This window comes from Pseudomonas sp. PS1(2021) (assembly GCF_020405165.1).
Classification (GTDB): domain Bacteria; phylum Pseudomonadota; class Gammaproteobacteria; order Pseudomonadales; family Pseudomonadaceae; genus Pseudomonas; species Pseudomonas aeruginosa.
This window is the reverse complement of record NZ_CP084484.1, coordinates 348,951-372,504: the sequence shown is the minus strand read 5'-3', so window position 1 is coordinate 372,504 and position 23,554 is coordinate 348,951. Positions and strand designations below refer to the sequence as shown.

Here is a 23,554-nt window from a genome sequence, read left to right as displayed (position 1 = left end):
CATGTTATTCACCAGCAAACCTCTCTCGCCCCAGGGCCGCCACGTACTGATCACCGGCGCCTCCAGCGGCCTCGGCCGGGAAACCGCGCTGCACCTGGCCGAGCAGGGTTTCCAGGTGATCGCCGGGGTACGCCGCCAGGAGGATGGCGAGCGCCTGGCGAACGCCTGTACGTCCGGTCGGATCAGCACGCTGCTGATCGATGTCACCGACGAGGAATCCATTGGCCGGGCCGCCGCGCAGGTGGCGGAGAAAGTCGGCGATACCGGGCTCTGGGGCCTGGTGAACAACGCCGGGATCTGTATTTCCGCGCCGCTGGAATGTGTCTCCAGCGACCTGCTGCGGCGCCAGCTGGAAGTCAACCTGATCGGCCAGCTCGCGGTGACCCGGGCGATCCTGCCGCTGCTGCGCCGTGGCGGCGCGGCGCGCCTGGTGAACGTCACCTCGGGCCTCGGCTCGGTTGCCATTCCCTACCTGGGCGCTTACTCCGCCGCGCAGTTCGCCAAGGAAGGAGTGAGCGACGCCCTGCGCCGCGAGCTGGCGCCCATGGGCATCCAGGTCTCGGTGGTCAGCCCCGGGGCGATCTGGACACCAATCTGGGGCAAGATCGCCAGCGAGGGCGAGCGCGCCCTGGCCGACGCCCCCGACGCCGTCGCCGACCTCTATCGCGATACCTACCTGCGCTTCCTCCAGGCCAACGAGGACGGCGCGCGCAACAGCGCGACCAAGCCCGCCGACGTCGCCGCCGCGGTGCATGCCGCGCTCACCGCGGCCAAGCCGCGGACCCGCTATCGGGTCGGCGCCGACGTGCGCCGTGGCACCCTGCTCGCGCGCTTGCTGCCCGATAGCGTGATCGACGGGATGTTCCGCCCCATCGTCACCGCCGCCCCGGCGGCGAAGGAGGAGCAACGTGCCTGATCGCAAACTGAGACTGGGCGAGGAACTGATCTCGCCACTGCACGCGCTCTACGACGGCCTGCAGGTGGACGGCGCGCCGCGTCCCGCGCACCGCGCCGCCGAGCATCCGGTGTGGGTGGTGACGCGCTACCGCGACGCGCGCAAGGTCCTCAACCATCCGGGCGTCCGCCGCGACGCCCGGCAGGCCGCCGAACTCTACGCGAAGCGTACCGGCAGCCCGCGCGCGGGTATCGGCGAGGGACTCAGCCACCACATGCTCAACCTCGACCCGCCGGACCATACTCGCCTGCGCTCGCTGGTCGGCCGCGCTTTCACCCCGCGCCAGGTGGAACGCCTGCAACCGCATATAGAACGGATCACCGAGCAATTGCTGGACGCCATGGCCGGCCGCGAACAGGCCGACCTGATGGCCGACTTCGCGATCCCGCTGACTATCGCGGTGATCTTCGAGCTGCTGGGTATTCCCGAGGCCGAGCGCGAACACGCCCGCCAATCCTGGGAGCGCCAGGCGGAACTGCTGTCGCCGGAAGAGGCCCAGGCCCTGGCCGATGCGCAGGTCGACTACCTGCGCGTGCTGCTCGAGGCCAAGCGCCGGCAGCCGGCCGACGACGTCTACAGCGGGCTGGTACAGGCCGCCGACGAGAGCGGCCAGCTGAGCGAGGCGGAACTCGTCTCCATGGCCCACCTGCTGATGATGAGCGGCTTCGAAACCACCATGAACATGATCGGCAATGCGCTGGTCACCCTGCTGGTCAACCCGGAGCAACTGGCGTTGTTGCGGGCGCGGCCGGAACTCCTGCCCAACGCCATGGAAGAACTGGTCCGCCACGACAGTCCGGTGCGCGCCTCGATGTTGCGCTTCACCGTGGAAGACGTGGAACTGGACGGGGTCACCATTCCCGCCGGCGAATACATCCTGGTCTCCAACCTGACCGCCAACCACGACGCCGAGCGCTTCGACGATCCCGACCGCCTCGACCTCACCCGCAACACCGATGGCCATCTCGGCTACGGCTTCGGCGTGCACTACTGCGTCGGCGCCTCGCTGGCCCGGCTGGAGGGGCGGATCGCCATCCAGCGCCTGCTCGCGCGCTTCCCCGACCTCCAGTTGGCAGTGCCCCACGCGGAGCTGCAATGGCTGCCCATCACCTTCCTCCGCGCCCTGATCAGCGTGCCGGTGCGTACCGGATGCAGCGCCCCGGCGAACCCCACCTCCCACGCCAACCCGATCGAGAGGATCGCCCAATGAATGCCAAGGAAATTCTCGTCCACAGCCTGCGCCTCCTGGAAAACGGCGATGCCCGTGGCTGGTGCGACCTGTTCCATCCGGAAGGCGTACTCGAATTCCCCTACGCCCCGCCGGGCTGGAAGACCCGCTTCGAGGGCCGCGAAACCATCTGGGCGCACATGCGCCTGTTTCCCGAGCACCTGACCGTGCGCTTCACCGACGTGCAGTTCTACGAGACCGCCGACCCCGACCTGGCCATCGGCGAATTCCATGGCGACGGCGTGGCCACCGTTTCCGGCGGCAAGCTGGCGCAGGACTACATCTCGGTGCTGCGCACCCGCGACGGACAGATCCTGCTCTACCGCGACTTCTGGAATCCGCTGCGGCACCTCGAGGCCCTGGGCGGGGTCGAGGCCGCCGCCAAGATCGTCCAGGGAGCCTGAGCCATGCCGCGCGCCGCCGTGGTCTGCGGCCTGGGCAGCTACCTGCCCGAGGCCGTGCTCAGCAACGACATGCTCGCCGCCGAGCTGGACACTTCCGACGCCTGGATCAGCAGCCGCACCGGCGTGCGCCAGCGGCATATCGCCGGCGACCTCGGCAGCGGCGACCTGGCCCTGCGGGCGGCCTCCGCCGCGCTCGCCTCGGCGGGGCTGGAGCGGGTCGACGCGGTGGTGCTGGCGACCAGCACCGGCGACTTCTGCTGCCCGGCCACCGCGCCCAGGGTCGCGGCGCGCCTGGGGTTGGTCGGCGCGCTCGCGTTCGACCTGTCCGCCGCCTGCACCGGCTTCGTCTACGGCCTGGCCAGCGTCGGCTCGCTGATCAGCGCCGGGCTGGCGGACAGCGCGCTGCTGGTCGGGGTGGACACTTTCAGCCATACCCTCGACCCCGCCGATCGCTCGACCCGCGCACTGTTCGGCGACGGCGCCGGAGCGGTGGTGCTGCGTGCCGGCGATGCCGAGGAAGAAGGCGCGCTGCTGGCCTTCGACCTCGGCAGCGACGGCCACCAGTTCGACCTGCTGATGACCCCCGCCGTCAGTCGCGCCGAACGCAGTTCCGGACAGGCCTCCAACTACTTCCGGATGGACGGCAAGGCAGTGTTCGGCCAAGCGGTGACGCAGATGAGCGACTCGGTGCGGCGGGTGCTCGACCGGGTCGGCTGGCAAGCTTCGGACCTTCATCACCTGGTTCCGCACCAGGCCAACACGCGTATCCTCGCGGCGGTCGCCGACCAGCTCGACCTTCCCGTCGAGCGAGTGGTGAGCAACATCGCCGAGGTGGGCAATACCGTCGCCGCCTCGATTCCCCTGGCCCTGGCCCACGGCCTGCGCCAAGGCATCCTGCGCGACGGCGGCAACATGGTCCTCACCGGTTTCGGTGCCGGACTGACCTGGGGTTCGGTCGCCCTGCGCTGGCCGAAGATCGTTCCGACAATGGACTGAAGAGGGAAGAACAATGCCCAACGACATGGAAGACCATCTCCTCACCGTGCTCAGCGTCGCCAGCGGCGTGCCGAAGGAGGAAATCAGCCGGGACAGCAGGATGGAAGACCTGGCTTTCGATTCGCTGGTGGTCAGCGAGCTGTCGCTGAAGCTGCGCAAGGAGTTCGGCGTCACCGGGGTCGACGACGAACTCGACCTGCTGGAAACGGTGGACGAACTGTTCCAGCTGGTCGAGAAGCACCGCGCCGCCTGAGGCCAGCGAACGCCGGCGTTCCGTCACTTCTCTGCCAGGCGAAGGCGGTGCCGGGACATGGGAACGCGCATCGCCTTCGATCAACCAACACCAGAGCGAGATTCGCTGGAGGAAGAGGTGAGTCAGAACATGGATCTCACGATCGGGACGCATCGGGAGTCGGCTTTCTACGAGCTGGAGTTCGGACCGAGGACGATAATGACCCTGGCCAACTTTCCAGACGACGTGCTGCCGTTGTTGCAAATGGAAAGCCTGATGACCTTCGAGGCGATGGCCTACCTGCGCTGCGACGCACTGGTCGAGCTAGGCTGCTACGACGGCCGGGCGCTGGAAATCGCGCGCCTGCTCAATGCCCGCTATCTCGGCGTCGACCTCGACCAGCGGGCGATCGAGACGCTGCGCACGCGGATCGAGCGCGAGGGCATGAGCGATCGCGCGGACACGGTGGTCGACGACATCCTCAACCACACCAGGCGCGGTGCCTCGGTCGGCTCGCGCGCGCTGTACCTGCTGCCGTTCAACCTGCTGGGCAACTTCCGCGAGCCGAAACGGCTGCTCGACTCCCTCGCCGAGCGCAGCGTGGCGGCGGTGGTCTCGGTGTTCGGCGACAGCGCCGAGGCCACCCGCGTCCGCCAGAGCTACTACCGCCGTTGCGGGGTGCAGGGCCTGGAGTTGCAAACGCGGGACGACGGCACCGTGTTCACCGGCAGCGACGGCTTCTACTCGCGCTCGTATTCGCGCGCCTGCCTCCACGCCCTGCTCGCCGAGTGCGGGCTGACCGTGGTGCGCAGCGCTTCGAACCTGTTCGCCCACTGCGTGACGGTGCTGCCCGAAGGCGCCGACCAGGGCTTCGGTTCGTCGGCGGCATGAGTCGCCGTCGTGCATTCATCGCGCGGCCACGGCACGGGCAGGTCGCCGTGGCTCGCTTCATCGTCGTCTGAACCGCTCGGGAGCTGGAAACATGCCTTTGATTGTCTACGTGCTCGGTGCCGCGATCTTCGCCCTGACCACCAGCGAATACATGGTCGCCGGACTGATGCCGGCGCTGGCCGCCGAATTCGGCGTGTCCTTCGCCGCGATCGGCTACCTGGTCACCTTCTACGCCGGCGCGATGGCCGTCGGCGGCCCGCTGTTGACCACCGCCCTGCTCCGCGTGCCGCGCAAGAACGCCCTGCTCGGCCTGATCGCGCTGTTCGTGGTCGGCCAGGTCATCGGCGGCCTGGCGCCGGGCTATGCGGTGATGGTGGTGGCGCGACTGGTCACCGCGGTCGCCGCCGCGGCCTTCTTCGGCGTGGCGCTGACCGCCTGCGCCGAACTGGTCGAAGGCAACCAGTTCGGCCGCGCGTCGTCGCTGGTGCTCGGTGGCCTGATGGTCGGCACCGTGCTCGGCCTGCCCGTCGCCACCTGGCTGGGCGAATGGTACGGCTGGCGCGCGAGCTTCTTCGCGGTGGCGCTGGTGGCGGTGCTGGTCGGCCTGCTGGTGTTGCAACTGATGCCGGCGATCCCGGGGTCGGCGGGCAGCGGTTCGCTGCGCGAGGAACTGAAGGTGTTCAGGAACGCCCATCTATGGTGGGTCTACGCCACCAGCCTGCTGCTGATCGGCGCCACCTTCGCCGGCTTCACCTATTTCGTGCCGATCCTCACCGAGGTCAGCGGCTTCTCCGCCTCGACCGTACCGCTGCTGCTGGTGGTCTACGGCCTGGCGACGCTGGTGGGCAACAACATCGTCGGCCGCCTGGCCGACCGCCATACCATCGCGGTCCTGGCCTTCGGCCTGCTGGCGGCAATCGCCGCGATGGTGGCCTTCGCCCTGTTCGGACAGGTTCCGGCGGTGGCGGTGGCGGCGCTGGTGGTGATCGGCCTGACCGGGGTGTCGATGAACCCGGCGCTGGTGACCCGCGGCGCACGTGTCGGCCACAACAACATGCTGGTCAACTCGGTGCACACCGCCTGCATCATGCTCGGCGTGATGGCCGGTTCCTGGATCGGCGGCCTGGGCATCGCCGGCGGATTCGGCCTGCTGGGCGCGCTCTGGGTCGGCGCGGCCCTCGGGGTACTGGCGCTGCTGACCCTGCTGCCGGAGCTGCGCTTCGCCCGCGCCCCGGTAAGCGGGGCGCTGGGCCGCTGAGCGGGATCCCTCAGGCGCTGCGCGCCAGCCAGCGGCAGTAGCCGGCGACGCCCTCTTCCAGGCTCTGGAAATCGTCGCGGTAGCCCGCCTCGCGCAACAGCTCCAGGTCGGCGCAGGTATGGCTCTGGTAGCGCGCCCGCAGCGACTCGGGGAACTCGCGGTAGCCGAGCAGGCCGCTTTCCACGGCCTGCTGCAGCGACAGGGGCGGCTGGTCGGCGTTGGCGCGGACGCTATTGATCACCGCCAGGGCGACCTCGTTGAAGGTCCGTGCCTGGCCGCTGCCGAGGTTGAAGATTCCCGAACGCTGCGGATGGTCGAAGAAATGCAGGTTTACCCGCGCCACGTCCTCCACCGCGACGAAGTCGCGCAGGTGGCCGCCGGGCGGGAAGCCGCCGTGTTCGCCGAACAGTTCGACCCGCCCGTCGCGGCGCAATTGCTGGTAGCAGTGGTAGGCCACCGAGGCCATCCGCCCCTTGTGTTCCTCGCGCGGCCCGTAGACGTTGAAGTAACGCAGGCCGACCACCTGGCTGCGCGCCTGCGGCAGCGCCCGCCGCACACGCTGGTCGAAGAGGAACTTGGAATAGCCGTAGACGTTCAGCGGCCGCTCGTACTGGCGCGCCTCGCGGAAGGTCCGGCCGGCGCCGTAGACCGCCGCCGACGAGGCGTAGAGGAACGGCACGCCGAGTTCCAGGCTGCTTTCCAGCAGGCGGCAACTGTAGCGGTAGTTGTTCTCCATCATGTAGCGGCCATTGCTTTCCAGGGTGCTGGCGCAGGCGCCCTGGTGGAACAGCGCGCGGACCGTGCCGAAGTCGCCGCGGGCGTAACGCTCGAGGAAGTCGTTCTGGTCCAGGTAGTCGGCGATATCGGCGTCCGCCAGGTTGCGGAACTGCTCGCCGTCGGTGAGATCGTCCACCGCGATGATGTCGGTCTCGCCGCGCCGGTTCAGCGCCTGCAGCAGATTGCTGCCGATGAAGCCGGCGGCGCCGGTGACGATGATGCTCATGGGCACTCCCTTCGACAGGATGAATGCCCCCAGGCTATGCCTATGCGCCGCGCCGCCCGTTGACCTGCAACAAGCCATGGGTGAACGGCAGCGGTTCAGCGGGAAGGACGATCGTTGTGACCGAGGTCGCGTTGCGGATCGATGCGGTCGCGAACCCGCTGCTTGAGCGCCTTGGCCTCGGGGAAACCGCCGTCGGCCTTGCGCTCCCAGACCTGCACGCCGTCGCAGGTGATGCGGAATACGCCCCCGGTTCCGGGCTCCAGGCAGACTTTTCCGAGATCGTCGGCGAAAGTGCTGAGCAGTTCCTGGGCCAGCCAGGCGGCACGCAGCAGCCACTGGCACTGGGTGCAATAGGTGATGACGATTTCGGGCTTGGCGGTGGGCATGTCGGCGGCTCAGGGGAAACGGTCGCGCCTATAATAGCCGCCTTTTCACCCGGCTCCGGATCGTTCTCATGCGCCGCCTGCTGCTCGTACTGCTGCTCCTGCTTCCCCTGTCCGCCCTCGCCGCGGAGGCCCGGCCGAAGATCGGCCTGGTCCTCTCCGGCGGCGCCGCCCGCGGCCTGGCCCATATCGGCGTGCTCAAGGCCCTCGACGAACAGGGCATCCAGATCGACGCCATCGCCGGCACCAGCATGGGCGCGGTGGTCGGCGGCCTGTACGCCTCCGGCTACACCCCCGCCGAACTGGAGCGCGTCGCCCTGGAGATGGACTGGCAGCAGGCGCTGTCCGACGCGCCGCCGCGCAAGGACGTGCCGTTCCGGCGCAAGCAGGACGACCGCGACTTCCTGGTCAAGCAGAAGATCAGCTTCCGCGACGACGGCACCCTCGGCCTGCCGCTGGGGGTGATCCAGGGCCAGAACCTGGCGATGGTGCTGGAAAGCCTGCTGGTGCACACCAGCGACAACCGCGACTTCGACAAGCTGGCGATCCCCTTCCGCGCCGTCTCCACCGATATCGCAACCGGCGAGAAAGTAGTGTTCCGCAAGGGCCACCTGCCCCAGGCGATCCGCGCCAGCATGTCGATCCCCGCCGTGTTCGCCCCGGTGGAAATCGACGGCAGGCTGCTGGTGGACGGCGGCATGGTCGACAACATCCCGGTGGACGTGGCGCGCGACATGGGCGTGGACGTGGTGATCGTGGTCGACATCGGCAACCCGCTGCGCGACCGCAAGGACCTGAGTACCGTGCTCGACGTGATGAACCAGTCGATCACCCTGATGACCCGGAAGAACTCCGAAGCCCAGCTGGCCACGCTCAAGCCCGGCGACGTGCTGATCCAGCCGCCGCTGTCCGGCTACGGCACCACCGACTTCGGCCGCGTGCCGCAACTGATCGATGCCGGCTACCGCGCCACCACGGTGCTCGCCGCGCGCCTCGCCGAGTTGCGCAAGCCGAAGGACCTCAACAGCGAAGCGCTCGACGTGGCGCGCACGCCGAACCAGCGCAAGCCGGTGATCGACGCGATCCGCGTGGAGAACAACTCGAAGGTCAGCGACGAGGTGATCCGCCACTACATCCGCCAACCGCTCGGCACGCGCCTCGATCTCGGCCGCCTGCAGGACGACATGAGCACCCTCTACGGCCTCGACTACTTCGACCAGGTGCAGTACCGGGTGGTCAAGGAGAAGAAGCTCAACACCCTGGTGATCCACGCCACCGGCAAGAAAGGCGGCACCGACTTCCTTCGTCTGGGCCTCAACCTGTCCGACGACATGCGCGGCGAAAGCACCTTCAACCTCGGCGGCAGCTACCGCATGAACGGCCTCAACCGGCTCGGCGCCGAGTGGCTGACCCGGGTCCAGCTCGGCGACCGCCAGGAACTCTACAGCGAGTTCTACCAGCCGCTCGACGTCGGCTCGCGCTACTTCGTCGCGCCCTTCCTGTTCCACGAGGCACAGAACGTCGACGTCACCGAGGACAACGACCCGCTGCTGCGCTACCGCCTGGAGCGCTACGGCTACGGTCTCAACGTCGGCCGGCAGATCGCCAACAACGGCGAAATCCGCCTGGGCGCGGTGCAGGCCTACGGCAAGGCCGACGTGCGCATCGGCGACCCGAGCCTGCCGGACATCGACTTCACCGAGGGCTACTACGAACTGAAGTACTCGTTCGATACCGTCGACGACGTCAATTTCCCCCACGAGGGCGAGGAGATCGGCCTGACCATGCGCCGCTACGACAAGTCCCTCGGCTCGGACGACAGCTACCGGCAGTGGGATCTGCGGCTGAACAAGGCGCTCAGCTTCGGCGCCGACACCTGGGTGTTCGGCGGCGGCTACGGGCGCACCCTGGACGACGCCGAGGTGGTCACCTCCAGCTTCACCCTCGGCGGCGCCCGCGAGCTATCGGGCTTCCGCCGCGACGCGCTGTCCGGGCAGAACTACAGCCTGGGGCGGATCGTCTATTACCGGCGCCTCACCGAACGTTCCTTCCTGCCGCTGGACTTCCCGCTGTACCTGGGCGGCAGCATCGAGCGCGGACGCATCTGGAACAACGACAACGAATACGACAGCGGCTACATCAACGCCGCCAGCCTGATGATCGGCTTCGATACGCCGCTGGGGCCGCTGACCTTCAGCTACGGGATCAACGACGAGAACTTCAAGGCGTTCTACCTGAACCTCGGGCAGAACTTCTGAGCGGAGTTCAGGCGATCAGCGCCAGCAACTCGCGCGCCTCGGCCTTCTGCCACGGGTCGCCGTGCGCCACCACCAGGCGCAGGATGCGGCTGGCCTGGTCGAGATCGCCGCTGTCGATGCAGGCGCGGGCCCGGTCCAGGCTGTCCGAGGCCTCCTCCGGCGGCACCGCGGCCGGCCCCGGCTGGTCGAGTTCGAGGTGTTCGTACTCGGCGACATCCGGCAGTTCATGGAGATTGCTCTCGAACGCCAGGGGCTCCTCCTCCGCCGGTTCCGCCTTGCCGGCAGCGGCGCGGCGCGGCAGGTCGGGGTTGTCCAGGGGATTCTCCAGGGCACCCCAGTCGAGATCGAGATCGAGGTTGAGGTCGCCGAAGCCATCGGCGCCCGAGGTCGCATCCGGTTGCTGCAAAACGGGCGGCTCGGCCAGCGGCAGGTTGCTCCAGTCGTCGTCCTTGGTTGTTGCCGCCGGCGTCTCGGTCGCCGGCATCCGTAGCAGCACCGGGTAGCGTCCGCGCAACTCGTCGATGGCCTCCGGGTTGCCGCCAGTGGCCAGGGTTTCCTCGGCCAGCGCGTCGAAGCCGGCCGCATCGCCCAGCTCAGCCAGCACCAGCAACAGCTTCATCCGCGCGCTCAGGCGCTGCGGCTGCTCGGCGAGTACCTGACGCAGCAGGTCGCGGGCCTGTCCGTAGCGACCGTAGGCGATATAGATGTCGGCGCCGTCCAGCTTGTCCGCCGCAGCCATGGCGGCGCGCGGAGCGGCGGCCGGAGCAGGCGGAGGAGACGGCGGCGGGCTTGAGGGAACGGCGACCGGCGGCCTGGCCTGTTCCTCGACCTTTGCCGGCGCCGGTGCGCCCGCCGAGGGGCGCGGCGCACGCCGCAGCGGCAGGTTCAGGGCGACCCGGCGCTTCGGTTCGACCGCCGGGACAGGAGCCTCTTCGCGGCGGCGGCGCAACAGCAACACGCCGAGCAGAGCGAGGACCAGCAGCAGGACCATCATCCAGCGCCAGTACTGCGAGTCCGTTGGCGTTTCAACCGCTTGCGCAACCGAAGGCGCGGCCGCGGCAGGCGGCGCCGCGGGCCGCACCGCCTGGCGCCGGGCCAGTTGCTGTTGCAGTTCGGCGACCTGGCGATCGCGCTGCTGCAGTTGTTCCTGCAAGGCCTGCAACTGGCGTTGCAGATCGTCCATCCGCTGGCTCAGTTCCTCCCGTTGCCGGGCCAACGCCTCGGCCTCGGCATCCGCCTGGCGCTGCGCCTCGACGAGAGCCGCCGGAGCGTTTTCCACCACGGCGGCATCGGCTGGCGGCAGAACTTCCACGGCCGCCTCCTTCACGGCGCCGGGCGCGCCTCGCTCCGGCTGGTAGCCGGCCGGCAGGCGCAGGCGCGCGCCGGCCTTGAGCCGGTGCCGGTCGGCATTGACGAAGGCCTGCGGATTGAGCTGGTACAGGGCCTCCATGAGTTCCGCGCGATCGGCGTTGCCGGCACCACGCAGGCGTCCGCCGATGGCCCAGAGGTTGTCGCTGGGGCGAGCCAGGTATTCGTCGCCCGGCTCCAGCAGTGCCGGGTCTACGACGACCGCGGCACTACGCGGCGCGGGCGCCGGCGTCGAGGATTGCCGCTGCGGCTCGATCCCGCTGCGCGCGGCCGGAAGCATGCGCGGCGTATAACCGAGCGGATCGAGCAGTACGGTGAATTCGCGGACGATGCGGCCGTTGGGGCGGGCCACCTCCACCAGGAAATTCAGGTAGGGCTCCTGCACCGGTCGGCTCGAGGACACATGGATGCGATTGCCACCGCGCCCCTGGAGCACCGGACTGAAACGCAGCTCGTTGAGGAACTGCAAGCGTTCCACCCCGGACGCGGCGAAGACGTCGGCGCCCGCCAGGCGGACCTCGATCTCGTCCGCGCCGAGATCGCCGACGTCGAGCAGTTCGATATCCGCATCCAGCGGCTGGTTGAGCGCCGAATGCAGGGTGATGTCTCCCACTCCCAGGGCGCTCGCCTGCCCGGCCAACAGGCACGACCAGGCACACAACATGACACGCAAGGCTTTACCGGGCATTCCGTTCTTTTCTCCGCACTTCGAGCACACAGCCGGCCAGCGGTCGGCTGCTACATCTATTTCACGTTAGCCCGAATTTCGCCCCGTACAGGGCTGAACGCACCACATGGCGCAAGACATGGCTTTTTGCCATCACTGAATAGAGGAATGCCGTGGAAACGGTCAAGATTTTTCGTCAGAAAACCGACGAAAACCTCTGTAGAGGGCTTTCGAACGAAAGCCCGGGAGGTGATGCCATAAAAATGGCGATTCTAGCGGAATTTCGTGACGCAGTGCTCAGCGCTTTTCCAGGTTCGCCAGGATTCGCAAGAGCACCTGCTGGCATAGCGCCTGCTCGGACTCGTCGATGCCGGTCAGTACGTCGTTGCGTACGCTGGCGGCGATGGCCTCGATGTCGGCGATCAGCACATCGGCCTTGGGAGTCAGCACGATGTGCTTGGCCCGCCGGTCCTCCGCCACCGCCAGGCGCCGTACCAGGCCCTGGGACTCGAGGCCGTCGAGCAGTCGCGCCAGGGTCGGGCCTTCGACCCCGACCGATTGGGCCAACTCGCGCTGGGTGGGCGAATCGCGATGGCGCGCCAGATGCAACAACACCAACCAGCGCGCCTGAGACAGGCCGAGGTGACTGAGGCGGCGGTCGAGTTCAGCGCGCCAAGCACGGGAAGTCTGGGCTAGCAAGGTGCCGAAATAGTGCTTGTCTGTCTGAGCCATAGGAAAAAGGAGGTCCGATATTTCATTTGACTAATTATTAGTCGGCTAATAATGCCCGTCCAATTTCCCCCCGTACAATGACAAATTGTCGCACGATATGCCCAGGCCAGGCCCTGTCTACCACTTGGCGTACTGGTCCTCGACGAAGCCCCAGAGCCGCTCGATCCTCACCTCGGCACGACCTCGCGGACGCAGCACACCGCTGAAACAACCGAAGATCTGCTTGAAGTTGCTCGCCAGCAGACCGAGGTTCAGCCGCTCCTGGTGCATGCCGTGAGCCTCGAAGCGCAGCTCCACCTGGCCATCGTATGAACGGATGGTCCAGGGCCGCAGCGGCTGGTCGCGGTCGAAGTCGAAGCGCACGCTGTCGACCTTCAGCAGTTCGCCGTCCAGCCAGTAGCAGTTCTCGGTGAAGCTGGTCTCGTTGACCCCGCACGACAGGTTCAGGCCGACCCGCAAGCCGTCCGCCTCGCCGGACAGGCAAGCCCAGTTCCAGAAGGTTTCCGGGCGCATGTAGCCCGCCGACCAGTCGTGATGGGCGAAGGCGTCCAGCGCCTGCAGGTCGTGGTCGCCGAGGGCGCTGCGCACGTCGCCGCGACAGCGCACCCCGGCCACCTTCTGCGCGTAGACCCAGCCGTTCACCGCGGTCGGCGTACACAGGCACATCGGCTGGAAGCTCGACGCCTCCTCGCTGAAGCAGGCGTCGATGCGGGTGCCATCGTCGAGTTCCACCAGCAGGCGTTTCTCCCGGGGAGCCGTACGGTTCTCCAGGCGCAGCAGGTTGCGCCCCTGGCGCAGTTCGCAGACGCCGTCGTCCGGGGTCTGGGAAAACCGGGTTCCGAACCCCAGCGGCAGCTTGAAGCGCCGCTCCAGCATGCGTCCGCTGGAAGGCTGGTAGAGGTAGACGAAGCCGACGCCAAGCAAGCTCAACTGGGCCAGGGCGCAGCCGCCGATCAGCTCCGGGCTGATCAGGCCGAAGTACTGGAACTGATGGAAGCGTCGCCATTTGCCCAGGGACCCCACGCGCCGGCCCATCGGCGAACGGAAATCGAAATCGCGGTAATTGATGTGCTGCGGGGCACTCGGGAAGATGCCGTAGTGCGGTTGGCCGTTGGCCTGGATCAAGCGCTGCATGGGGTCCGTCCGGAAGTCGTCTCGCGGCGGGGCCGGCAGCTCTGCGAAGAGCGACCGTGCCTGCCATTTTTTCCTGTCGAACCTAGCATTCGCCGCTTCGTCCCGCAGTCACCGGCGGCGCCAGCCACAGGGACAAAATCGGCCATGGACTCAGGCCACCACCTGGTTGCGGCCGAACGCCTTGGCTTCGTAAAGCGCGCGATCGGCATGCTCGTAGAGATCGTAGAGGCGCTTCAGGTCGTTACCCGGGGTCGGCCACAGGCAGGACACGCCGACCGACAGGGTCACTTCGCGCGCCGTTTCCGACGCCTCGTGCTCCATGCGCAGCGCCTGGACCTGTGCGCGCAGCGCTTCCGCGCGCAGCCTCGCCTCGTGCTCGTTGGCGCCGTACAGCAACAGGGCGAACTCTTCGCCGCCCAGGCGCACCGCCATGTCCAGCGGACGCCTGGCATTCGCCTCGAACACCGCGCCGATGCGCTGCAGGACCGCATCGCCAGCCTGGTGTCCGTAGCGGTCGTTATAGGCCTTGAAATGGTCGACGTCGCAAAGCAGCAGCGCCAAGGTCTTCTGTTCGCGCTGGGCCTGGCGCCAGAGGCGGTCGAGGTGCTGGTTGAAGCTGCGCCGGTTGTGCAGGCCGGTCAGGCTGTCGTGGTCGGCCATCACCCGCAACAGGCGGCTGATGAGGAAATGCTCGCGCGACTTGAACTCCAGCAGGTAGCAGCCGACCGCGCCGATCAGGTTACCGAACAGCAGGAACAGCAGGTTGTTGCCCAGCGGCTCCTGGGTACCCGCCCACCACTCGAAACCCAGGTAGGCGAGCAGCACCACCAACGCACAGCTCAATGCCTGCGACAACCGCAGGCCGGCGAGGAAATAGGCGGCGAAACTGACCAACAGCAGGCCTTCGTAGGGATAGCCGGGATCCGCCCGATGCGCCAGGCCGACCACCGCCGCCGCGCCGACGCCAAGGGCTAGGACGCAGGCGATGCTCAGCGGCACCATCAGCTGGATGTGCCGGCGCAGCATGATGAGGCAGCCGCAGACCAGCAGCAGGACCAGCACGCCAAGGCGCACCGCCAGTACGCCCCACAGCGGGGGACCAGCGAGGATCAGCAGGTCGATGCCGATGAACGCCAGCCAGACGAGCATGCCGACGCCGAGGGCGATGCGTTTCAGCGCGAAGCTGTCCTCCAGCATGTAGCGCCGGTAGTCACGCTCCAGTTCGGGAAGGAAACGCAGGCCGCGGAAACCGCGGTTCAATTGGTCGGCATAGAGGTTGGAACGGGAGTCGTCCAGCCGGTCCTTCTGTGTCACGCACACCTCTTCTCTTGGAGGGCTTGGCGTCACAGTAGACGCTTGCGAAGGACGTCACAAGATTGGCGTCAGAAAATACCGGCAAATGGCCATATCACGACTCCAGTTCCACCTGCAGGGCGGCGCGCACGCAGTGCAGCACGCCACTCGGCACCCGCTTGCCGAAACGCTCCTCCAGCGCCGCCACCGGCGGCAGTTCGCCGTCTTCCTCGAGGAAGGCGTCCTGGATTTCGCCGAGGAGTTCCTCGGGCAGATCCAGCGCCTGCTCCAGGCTCACCTGCTGGCCGGCGATAGCCTCGGCGAGCATCGCGTAGACGTTCTTCTCGCTGCAATTGAGCTGGCGGGCTATCTGCGCCGGGGTCATCCCCGCACAGGCCAGGCTGGCCAATTCGTGGCGCAGGTCCTGCGGCGGCGCGGCGGGCGCCGCCGGCGAGTCGGTGAGGACATCGAGGAAGGCCTGGCCGTAGCGCTCCAGCTTGCGCGCGCCGACCCCGCTGACCTGGGCCATGTCGGATAGCGAGCGCGGCTGGCTGCGGAGCATTTCCAGCAGGGTCGCGTCGGGGAAGATCACATAGGGCGGCACCGAATGCTCTTCGGCCAGCTTGCGCCGCAGCGCGCGCAAGGCCTCCCACATTTCCCGCTCTTCGCTGCGCACCAACTGGCTGGCGGCGCTGGCTCCGCCGCTGGAGGAGCCCTTGGCGCGCTGTGGCTTGAGGTCGCGGCGCAGCTCCAGCCGCACCTCGCCCCGCAGCAGCGGACGACAGGCCTCGGTCAGGCGCAGGCCGCCGAAGCCGTCCAGGTCGACGTCGGCCAGGCCGCGCGCGACCAACTGGCGGAACAGGGTCCGCCACTCGTCTTCGCCGCGCCCCTTGCCGATCCCGAACACCGCCAGGTGCTGGTGGCCGAGACTGCGGATCTTCTCGGTCTCGCGGCCGAGCAGGATATCCACCAGATGGCCGACGCCGTAGCGCTGGCCGCTGCGGTAGATCGCCGACAGCGCCTGGCGCGCGGACTCGGTGGCATCCCAGGTTTCCACGCCGTCCACGCAGTTGTCGCAATGCCCGCAGGGCTGCGGCATTTCCTCGTCGAAATAGGCCAGCAGCGCCTGGCGCCGGCAGCGGGTTTCCTCGCAGAGCGCCAGCATGGCTTCCAGCTTGTGCCGCTCGACGCGCTTGTGCCGCTCGTCGCCCTCGGAACTCTGCATCATCTGCCGCAGCAGCAGGACGTCCTGCAGGCCGTAGGCCATCCAGGCATCGGCCGGCAGGCCATCGCGGCCGGCGCGGCCGGTTTCCTGGTAATAGGCCTCGAGGCTCTTGGGCAGGTCGAGGTGGGCGACGAAACGCACGTTGGGCTTGTCGATGCCCATGCCGAAGGCGATGGTCGCCACCATGATCAAGCCTTCCTCGTTGAGGAAGCGCTTCTGGTGGTGGGCACGCAGTTCGTTGGACAGTCCGGCGTGATACGGCAGCGCGGGGAAGCCCTGGTTGCCGAGGAATTCCGCGACCTCCTCGACCTTCTTCCGCGACAGGCAGTAGACGATGCCGGCATCGCCGCGCCGCTCGGAGAGGAAGCCGAGCAACTGCTTGCGCGGCTGCTCCTTGGGCACGATGCGGTAGAAGATGTTCGGCCGGTCGAAGCTGGAGAGGAACTGCTCGGCGTTCTGCAGGTGCAGGCGCTGGATCATCTCCTCGCGGGTACGCATGTCCGCCGTAGCGGTCAGGGCGATCCGCGGCACCTGCGGGAACAGCTCGGCGAGCTGGCCGAGCTGCAGGTATTCGGGGCGGAAATCATGGCCCCATTGCGACACGCAGTGCGCTTCGTCGATGGCGAACAGGCCGACCGGCAGTCGTTGCAGGAAGGCCAGCATGCGCGGCTGGACCAACCGCTCCGGTGCCAGGTAGAGCAGCTTGATCTCGCCGCGCTGCAGGCGCTCGGCGATGTCCCGCTGCTGCTCGGGGTTGAGGGTGGAGTTCAGCGCCACCGCCGGCACGCCGAGTTCGTCCAGGGTGGCGACCTGGTCCTCCATCAGCGCGATCAGCGGCGACACCACCACCGTCAGGCCTTCGCGCAGCAGCGCCGGGACCTGGAAACACAGGGACTTGCCACCGCCGGTGGGCATCAGTACCAGCGCATCGCCACCCTCGGCTACCCGCTCGATGATCCGTGCCTGGTTGCCACGGAAGGCGTCGTAACCGAAAACGTCTTTGAGGATGCGTAGGGCTTGCTCGCGCATGAAGGACTCCAAATCGAGCGGCGCATTATACGCCAGGGAGGCTCGATCGGGCCGGTACCTTGTCGCCGGAAAGGACGAAAACCTCAGCGATAGCGCTGACGTTCCTGTTTGAAAAGGATGCGGACGATGGCGAATTCGCGCTCCATCTGTTCGATCAGCGCCGGCGCCCGTTGCAGGTCGCCGCGCCTGGCGCTTTCTTCCAGCTCCTTGCAGTAGCCGGCGAGGAGTACCGCGCCCATGTTGCTGCTGCCTCCCTTGAAGCTGTGTGCGGTATGCCGCAAAGCCTGGGCATCGCCGGCCTGGAGGGCGGCATGCAGGCTGCGCAGGCGCTCCTCGGAGTCGAGCACGAAGGTATCCAGCAGGACCGGATATTCGTCCTCCATGACCTCCTGCAGCGAAGCCAGAACACGATCATCGAGATGCGGCGCGGACATTCGATCGCTCCCTGAAGTCGACTTCCGATGCCCTACCCATTAGGAGCACCGCGACGAAGCGCGATTATGCCTGAGGCGACCAGAAAAACTCCACGGACACCACCTTTCCGTCGGCCGACCACTGGCAACGATCGGACAGTTCGCGGATCAGGCGCAAACCCCTGCCGCAGAGGCGTTCCTGGCGCTCCACGGCATTCAGCGCGCGCTCCACGTCGAAACCTTCGCCGCTGTCCTCGACCCGCACCAGCAGACGCCCCCCCGCGCCATGCGGCGCCAGGTCCAGGTGCAGCCGCACGTAGCCGTCGCGCAAGGCCTGCAGGCGGCTGACCCGCTCCTGGTAATAGCGGGCGAATCCCGCCGCGTCGCTCTTCATCGTCGAATCGAGGCCGATGACGCCATGCTCCAGGGCGTTCGAATAGAGTTCGGCGAGTACCGTATACAGCGCGCCGCCGCGCGCGCGCGCAGGTCGTGGACCTCGAGCAGCAGTTGCAGCACATGGGGCAGCGGGTTGAAATGCTTGAGGGTTTCGGCGCGGAATTCGAAGCTCACCGACCAGTCCAGCGGACTGCTCACGCCGCTATCGGAAAACGCCAGCGGCGGGCATTGCAGGCCGCTATCCGGCTGCAGGCGCACTTCGAGCATGCTCACGTCGTCCTGCACCGCGCCGCGGAACTGCGCCAGGCTGCGCTGGATCTCGTCGAACAGCGCGGACGGCTGGTGATTGCGCTCGAACAGCTGGAGCAGCCGCGCCTCGCCGAACATCTCGCCAGCCTTGTTGCTGGCCTCGAGGACACCGTCGGAAAACAGGAATATCCGATCTTCGATATCCAGCGGATAGGTTTCGCAACGGTCGCTGAACGCCGCCGGTTCGAGGATTCCCAGCGGCAGGTGGCGGGACACCAGGGCGACCCGCTCGCCGCTGGCGGCGCGCAGCAGGTAGCCGTCCGGCAAGCCGCCGTTCCAGACCTCCACCAGTTCGCGCTGGAAGCTCAGGTTGAGCAAGGTGGCACAGCAGAACACGCCGACCGGCAGGATGCGCTTCAGCTTGGCGTTCATCTCGCGGAGGATGTCGGCCATCGGATAGCCCTTGGCGGTCATCCCGTAGAACACCTCGGCCAGCGGCATCGCGCCGATCGCCGCCGGCAGGCCGTGGCCGGTGAAGTCGCCGAGCAGCACGTGCATGCCGCCGGACGGCTTGTAGGCGGCCAGCAGCAGGTCGCCGTTGAACAGCGCGAGGGGCGATTGCAGGTAGCGCACGTTGCTGGCGTTCAGGCAGCCGGAATGGGCCACCTTGTCGAACACCGCCTTGGCCACCCGCTGTTCGTTGAGCAGGTGCTCGTTGTGCCGGACGATCAGGTCGCGCTGCTCCAGCACCGTTCGTTGCAGCAGGTGCAGGCGTCCCATGGCGTTGATCTTGGCTTCGAGGATCACCCGGTTGTACGGCTTGGAGAGGAAGTCGTCGCCGCCCGCCTCCAGGCTCTGCACCAGCGCCTCGGTTTCGCTGAGGGAGGTGAGGAAGATGATCGGCACCAACTCCTCGCCGGCCTGCTGCTTGATCCGCCGGGCAGCCTCGAAGCCATCCATCACCGGCATCATCACGTCCATCAGGACCAGTTGCGGCCGCTCGGTCTCGAACAGCGCCACCGCCTCCAGGCCGTTGCCGGCGGTCAGCACGCGATGCCCCTGGCGGCTGACGATGGTCGACAGCAGCAGGCGGTCGGCCGCGTTGTCCTCGGCGATGAGAATCGTCAGGCTCTCGATCCGCGCCGCCGGGGGATTCATCTCAGCTGATCTTGAACAACTGCTCGAAGTTGGAGATGGCGAGGATCTTGCGCACTTCCGGGCTGCAGTTCGCCAGGCTGATCTGCGCGTTCTCGCCGCCGGCGTGGTCGCGCAGCAGCAGGAGCATGCCGAGGGCCGAGCTGTCCAGGTAGGTGGCGTTGCGCAGGTCGACGACATAGCGTCGCGGAGTGATCGCGACGCGCTCGTAGGCGTCGCGGAAATCCTGATGGGCCCCGAAGTCGAAGCGCCCCTGGATCTGGATGGTCAACTCTTGCCCATCGGCCGAGGGCAGCGCAGTGATGGCCATGGAAGTCTCCTGGTAGGCGTGACGGATCGAGGGAACGCTTGAATCATGTAAGCAGTTCCCCGGCAAAGCGGCAACTTGCCAGATCACCTGACTATCAGAAATATCTGTCAATACAACTAGATCGCGCAGTCCTAAACTGCCCCGCTCCGAGCCAGCCGTCCTGTGCCGAGCGGGCTGCGACGGCGCCGCCGCGCGTGGCGCTCGGAGCCTGGGCAGTGGGCGAAAGTCTCGTCCCACCTGCCCGTCCCAAGCGGACCCGCGCCAGGCTGCCAGGTCACCCCCGGCGCATCCTGGTGCGGGTCCGCTTCCTGCGCTACTTGGCCCGGTAGATGATGCCCGGGCTGCACTGCACCATCTGGTAGTGGTCGGGCAGGTTGTTCAACGCCTCGGAGGCGCCGAGGAACAGGTAGCCGCCAGGCTTGAGCGTGCCATGGATGCGCAGCAGGATGTCGCGCTTCACCTCGGCGGAGAAATAGATCAGCACGTTGCGGCAGAACACCATGTCGAACTTGCCGAGGCTGGCGTAGCTGTCCAGCAGGTTCAGGGCACGGAACTCGACGCGGCTGCGGATCGCCGGCTTGACCGCCCAGCGCCCCGGCCCCTTGGCGTCGAAATAGCGTTGCAGACGCTCCGGGGACAGACCGCGGCCCATCGCCAGGGTGTCGTATTCGCCGGCCTTGGCGGCGGTGAGCATCGACCCCGACAGGTCGGTGGCGACGATCTGCACGCCCGCCTTCAACTGCCCCAGGTTGGTCTTCTCGAACTCGTCGATGGCCATCGACAGCGAGTACGGCTCCTGGCCGGACGAACAGGCCGCCGACCAGATCCGCAGGCGCTGCCCGCCGTTGGCCTTGATCAGTTCGGGAAGAACCCGCTGCTTGAGTACCTCGAACGGGTAGGTATCGCGAAACCACAGGGTCTCGTTGGTGGTCATCGCGTCCACCACCATCTCGCGCAGGCCGCCGCGCTGGGTCTGGATGCGCTGCACCAGCTCTCCCAGGCTCTTGATGCCCTGCTGCTCCATCAGCTTGTTCAGCCGGCTCGAGACCAGGTACTGCTTGTTGCTGCCCAGCACAATGCCGCAGGTCTTCTCGAGGAAGACCCTGAACAACTCGAAATCCGCATTAGCTGCCGACACGCATAAGCCTCTTCGCCCTGGGCGACCGGAACGCAGCCGGCCGCCCGTATTCACATTGTTGTCGAGGGCCGATCGCTCAGCCCGCGTCCACCGCCTTGATCCGCTCCACCACCCGCGCCGCCAGATCGTCCGGACGGAACTTGGCGAGGAAGTCGTCCGCACCGACCTTCTTCACCATCGCCTGGTTGAAGACCCCGGACAACGAAGTATGCAAGAGAATGTGCAGTTTCTGCAGGCGGGGATCGCTACGGATTTCCGCCGTCAGGGTATAACCGTCCATTTCCGGCATTTCGATGTCGGAGATCAGCATCAGCAACTCGTCTTCCGGACGCCGTCCCTCGGAGAGCATGTTCTGCAGGTACTCCAGGGCCTGGCGCCCGTCGTTGAGCGCGGTCATTTCCACGCCGACCGCCTCCAGGCAACGGATCACCTGCTTGCGCGCCACCGACGAATCGTCCACCACCAGCACCCGCTTGGTCACCGCACGGCTCTGGGTCTCGGCGTCCACCACTCCGTGGGACACTTCCTCGGACGTCGGTGCGACCTCCGCGAGCACTTTTTCCACGTCGATGATTTCCACCAACTGCTTGTCCACCCGGGTCACCGCGGTCAGGTAATGCTCGCGGCCGGCGCCCTTGGGTGGCGGATGGATCTCTTCCCAGTTCATGTTGACGATGCGCTCCACCGAGCGCACCAGGAAGCCCTGCACCTTGGTGTTGTACTCGGTGATGATCGCGAAGCTGTTGGTCAGGTCCTGCAACCCGCGGCGGCCGGTGGCCAGCGCCAGGTCGAGGATCGGAATGGTGCCTCCGCGGATGTTCGCCACCCCGCGCACCACCGGGCTGGACTTGGGCATCACCGTCAGGCGCGGGCACTGCAACACCTCTTTCACCTTGAACACGTTGATGCCGTAGAGCTGGTTGCCGTCCAGGCGGAACAGAAGCAGCTCCAGACGGTTCTGTCCGACCAACTGCGTACGCTGGTTGACTGAATCCAAAACACCGGCCATTGGCGCTCCCCTCAGACGGTCGTGCCGGACTCCGGCACGACCATTGCTTAACCCGTTGCATGAAACAGGCAACGACAGTTTTTCGACGAATAATGGCACGTAGCCATACTTCTCTACGGTTTTTACCCGTTTTGCTCGGGCTCGGCTACCTGTGCGCGGCTAACAACAGCCAGGCCCAGGGTTTTACCGCTCCCGAGGTACTTATCGGCTCCACCCAGGGGTTTCTTGAATTCAAGGTAGAAGAATATCTGCAGAATAGCGGACTCGACGGGCGCTACCAGATTCAGGTCAATCGCGTCGACCCGCGCTTGCGCCTGGCCGAATGCGACAGGGACTTGACGCTCAGCCAGGAAAGTCCGGCACAACCGATCGGCAGGGTCACCGTGCGCATCAGTTGCGAAGGCAGTGCGCCCTGGACCATCTTCATGCCGGCTCAGGTGAAACTGTTCCGCCAGGTGGTGGTCGCGGTGCAGCCGCTCAAGCGCGCGCACGTGCTGGAGGATGCCGACATCGCCCTGGTCGAGCGCGACGTCGGCCTGCTGACCCAGGGCTACCTGACCGATCCGGCCCGCGTCGTCGGGCAGAAGCTGCGCCGACCGGTGGTCAACGACCAGGTACTGGCGCCGGTCTTCCTCGAGCAGGCCGAGGCCGTGCGCAAAGGCGACCAGGTGGTGATCCTCGCACGCACCGCCACCATCAACGTCAAGATGCCCGGCGAGGCGCTGTCCGATGGCGCCCCGGGCCAGCAGATCCGCGTGCGCAACCTGCGCTCGCAGCGGGTAATCAAGGCCCGCGTGATAGAACCCGGCACGGTCGAGGTGAATATGTAGAGGGAAAGCCGTGGCCGGTAGCGCTGGCGCTACCCCGGCGGGTTTCTCTAAACTGGGAAACGACGCACGAAAATAAGTCCTAAAGTTTTTCAAGCCTTCGCCGAAAAGCTAGGCAAGCGTCCAATACCTTCGAGGTTTACAACCATGGTCATCGACTTCAACCGGCTGAACCCCGGCAGCACGCCAGCCACCACCGGCCGTACCGGCAGCACCGCCGCAGGTCGCCCCGACGCCACTGGCGCCGACAAGGCAGGCCAGGCCGCGACTTCCGCGCCGAAGAGCGGCGAGTCGGTGCAGATCAGCGAAACCGCCCAGAACATGCAGAAAGTCACGGACCAGCTGCAGACCCTGCCGGTGGTCGACAACGATAAGGTTGCCCGGATCAAGCAAGCGATCGCCGATGGCACCTATCAGGTCGACAGCGAGCGTGTTGCCAGCAAGCTGCTCGACTTCGAATCCCAGCGCTGACCTCGAAGGACGCGCTGGAGGACATTGGACGCCGAATGAACTCCCGAGCCCGAGATGCCTGACTCCCCTACCCTGCTCGATCTGTTCGCCGAGGATATCGGCCACGCCAGCCAACTCCTGCAGTTGGTCGACGAAGAATTCCAGGCCTTGGAACGGCGCGAGCTGCCGGTCCTGCAACAGCTTCTCGGGGCCAAGCAGCCACTGATGCAGCAACTGGAGCGAAATGGCCGGGCCCGCGCGGAAATCCTCCGCGAAGCCGGCGTTTCCCTCGACCGCGAAGGCCTTGCCCGCTATGCCCGCGAGCGCGCGGATGGCGCCGAGCTGCTGGCGCGCGGCGACGAACTGGGCGAACTGCTGGAGCGTTGCCAGCAGGCCAATCTGCGTAACGGGCGGATCATCCGCGCCAACCAGGCTTCCACCGGCAGCCTGCTGAACATCCTCCGCGGGCAGGACGCCCCGAGCCTGTACGACAGCCGCGGCAGCACCGCCTCGAGCAGCCGGCAACGCCCGCTCAGCCAGGCCTGAACCCG

Annotated in this window: 22 protein-coding genes and 1 pseudogene; 11 read left to right on the top strand and 12 right to left on the bottom strand. The window is 66.9% G+C overall.

The genetic code is table 11. The annotated features are described in order from the left end of the window. Nucleotide 1 precedes the first annotated feature (1 nt). The 7 genes from LE197_RS01875 (at nucleotide 2) to LE197_RS01845 (ending at nucleotide 5,964) form a co-directional block, all read left to right on the top strand. Nucleotides 2-916: an SDR family NAD(P)-dependent oxidoreductase gene (locus tag LE197_RS01875; RefSeq protein ID WP_033968592.1), complete on the top strand. Its 915-nt coding sequence runs from the start codon at nucleotides 2-4 to the stop codon at nucleotides 914-916. After that, nucleotides 909-2,165, top strand: coding sequence for a cytochrome P450 family protein (locus LE197_RS01870; protein ID WP_058017922.1), 1,257 nt, complete (start codon nucleotides 909-911; stop codon nucleotides 2,163-2,165). The genes LE197_RS01875 and LE197_RS01870 overlap by 8 nt, the downstream gene beginning before the upstream one ends. Beyond that, nucleotides 2,162-2,587: a nuclear transport factor 2 family protein gene (locus LE197_RS01865; RefSeq protein WP_003091711.1), complete on the top strand. Its 426-nt coding sequence runs from the start codon at nucleotides 2,162-2,164 to the stop codon at nucleotides 2,585-2,587. The genes LE197_RS01870 and LE197_RS01865 overlap by 4 nt, the downstream gene beginning before the upstream one ends. A gap of 3 nt (nucleotides 2,588-2,590) precedes the next feature. Beyond that, a complete protein-coding gene (locus LE197_RS01860; RefSeq protein WP_003091712.1) occupies nucleotides 2,591-3,583 on the top strand; it encodes a beta-ketoacyl-ACP synthase III in 993 nt (330 codons plus the stop codon). 13 nt (nucleotides 3,584-3,596) lie between these two features. After that, nucleotides 3,597-3,836 carry an acyl carrier protein gene (locus LE197_RS01855; RefSeq protein ID WP_003106204.1) on the top strand — a complete coding sequence of 80 codons (240 nt, stop codon included), beginning with the start codon at nucleotides 3,597-3,599 and terminating at the stop codon, nucleotides 3,834-3,836. 117 nt (nucleotides 3,837-3,953) lie between these two features. Further along, nucleotides 3,954-4,706: an SAM-dependent methyltransferase gene (locus LE197_RS01850; RefSeq protein WP_059309708.1), complete on the top strand. Its 753-nt coding sequence runs from the start codon at nucleotides 3,954-3,956 to the stop codon at nucleotides 4,704-4,706. A 91-nt stretch (nucleotides 4,707-4,797) separates the two neighbouring features. Then, nucleotides 4,798-5,964, top strand: coding sequence for an MFS transporter (locus LE197_RS01845; protein WP_058173264.1), 1,167 nt, complete (start codon nucleotides 4,798-4,800; stop codon nucleotides 5,962-5,964). A 10-nt stretch (nucleotides 5,965-5,974) separates the two neighbouring features. On the opposite strand, the gene rfaD is transcribed toward LE197_RS01845, so the two are convergent. Continuing rightward, a complete protein-coding gene (gene rfaD, locus LE197_RS01840; protein ID WP_003106207.1) occupies nucleotides 5,975-6,967 on the bottom strand; it encodes an ADP-glyceromanno-heptose 6-epimerase in 993 nt (330 codons plus the stop codon). Nucleotides 6,968-7,062: 95 nt separating this feature from the next. After that, the gene (locus LE197_RS01835) at nucleotides 7,063-7,353 is read right to left on the bottom strand and encodes a SelT/SelW/SelH family protein (protein ID WP_003091717.1); all 291 of its coding nucleotides are present in this window, start codon (nucleotides 7,351-7,353) and stop codon (nucleotides 7,063-7,065) included. 68 nt (nucleotides 7,354-7,421) lie between these two features. Here LE197_RS01835 and plpD point away from each other — a divergent pair, with 68 nt between their 5' ends. Next, a complete protein-coding gene (gene plpD / locus LE197_RS01830; protein ID WP_033968586.1) occupies nucleotides 7,422-9,608 on the top strand; it encodes a patatin-like phospholipase PlpD in 2,187 nt (728 codons plus the stop codon). A 7-nt stretch (nucleotides 9,609-9,615) separates the two neighbouring features. On the opposite strand, the gene LE197_RS01825 is transcribed toward plpD, so the two are convergent. The 10 genes and pseudogenes from LE197_RS01825 to LE197_RS01780 form a co-directional block, all read right to left on the bottom strand. Further along, entirely contained in the window at nucleotides 9,616-11,664 is a 2,049-nt protein-coding gene (locus LE197_RS01825; RefSeq protein ID WP_059309709.1) for a FimV/HubP family polar landmark protein, read from the bottom strand. 276 nt (nucleotides 11,665-11,940) lie between these two features. Continuing rightward, on the bottom strand, nucleotides 11,941-12,375 hold the full coding sequence (locus LE197_RS01820; protein WP_003091721.1) for a MarR family transcriptional regulator: 435 nt from the start codon (nucleotides 12,373-12,375) through the stop codon (nucleotides 11,941-11,943). Nucleotides 12,376-12,492: 117 nt separating this feature from the next. Beyond that, on the bottom strand, nucleotides 12,493-13,509 hold the full coding sequence (locus tag LE197_RS01815; protein WP_059309710.1) for a DUF2804 domain-containing protein: 1,017 nt from the start codon (nucleotides 13,507-13,509) through the stop codon (nucleotides 12,493-12,495). A gap of 150 nt (nucleotides 13,510-13,659) precedes the next feature. Then, a complete protein-coding gene (locus tag LE197_RS01810) occupies nucleotides 13,660-14,829 on the bottom strand; it encodes a diguanylate cyclase (protein ID WP_033968583.1) in 1,170 nt (389 codons plus the stop codon). 88 nt (nucleotides 14,830-14,917) lie between these two features. Further along, on the bottom strand, nucleotides 14,918-17,056 hold the full coding sequence (gene recQ / locus LE197_RS01805) for a DNA helicase RecQ (protein WP_003091724.1): 2,139 nt from the start codon (nucleotides 17,054-17,056) through the stop codon (nucleotides 14,918-14,920). A gap of 83 nt (nucleotides 17,057-17,139) precedes the next feature. After that, on the bottom strand, nucleotides 17,140-17,490 hold the full coding sequence (htpB, locus tag LE197_RS01800) for a two-component system sensor histidine kinase HtpB (protein ID WP_003091725.1): 351 nt from the start codon (nucleotides 17,488-17,490) through the stop codon (nucleotides 17,140-17,142). A 64-nt stretch (nucleotides 17,491-17,554) separates the two neighbouring features. Continuing rightward, nucleotides 17,555-19,272 (bottom strand): annotated as a pseudogene (hsbR, locus tag LE197_RS01795) (two-component system response regulator HsbR). A gap of 1 nt (nucleotide 19,273) precedes the next feature. Then, nucleotides 19,274-19,579, bottom strand: coding sequence for an anti-anti sigma factor HsbA (hsbA, locus tag LE197_RS01790; protein WP_003091727.1), 306 nt, complete (start codon nucleotides 19,577-19,579; stop codon nucleotides 19,274-19,276). Between the two features lie 313 nt (nucleotides 19,580-19,892). Continuing rightward, complete coding sequence (gene cheR, locus LE197_RS01785) at nucleotides 19,893-20,717, bottom strand: protein-glutamate O-methyltransferase CheR (protein ID WP_003091728.1); 825 nt, start codon at nucleotides 20,715-20,717, stop codon at nucleotides 19,893-19,895. 76 nt (nucleotides 20,718-20,793) lie between these two features. Continuing rightward, entirely contained in the window at nucleotides 20,794-21,726 is a 933-nt protein-coding gene (locus LE197_RS01780) for a chemotaxis protein CheV (RefSeq protein WP_003098747.1), read from the bottom strand. Nucleotides 21,727-21,857: 131 nt separating this feature from the next. On the opposite strand from LE197_RS01780, the gene flgA reads away from it, so the two are divergent. From flgA to LE197_RS01765, 3 genes are all read left to right on the top strand, one after another. Then, entirely contained in the window at nucleotides 21,858-22,556 is a 699-nt protein-coding gene (gene flgA / locus LE197_RS01775) for a flagellar basal body P-ring formation chaperone FlgA (RefSeq protein ID WP_003122412.1), read from the top strand. A 144-nt stretch (nucleotides 22,557-22,700) separates the two neighbouring features. After that, complete coding sequence (gene flgM / locus LE197_RS01770) at nucleotides 22,701-23,024, top strand: flagellar biosynthesis anti-sigma factor FlgM (protein WP_003098742.1); 324 nt, start codon at nucleotides 22,701-22,703, stop codon at nucleotides 23,022-23,024. A gap of 54 nt (nucleotides 23,025-23,078) precedes the next feature. Then, nucleotides 23,079-23,549 (top strand): flagella synthesis protein FlgN, encoded by a 471-nt coding sequence (locus LE197_RS01765; protein WP_033968578.1) that lies wholly within the window; start codon nucleotides 23,079-23,081, stop codon nucleotides 23,547-23,549. The last annotated feature ends 5 nt before the right edge of the window (nucleotides 23,550-23,554 follow it).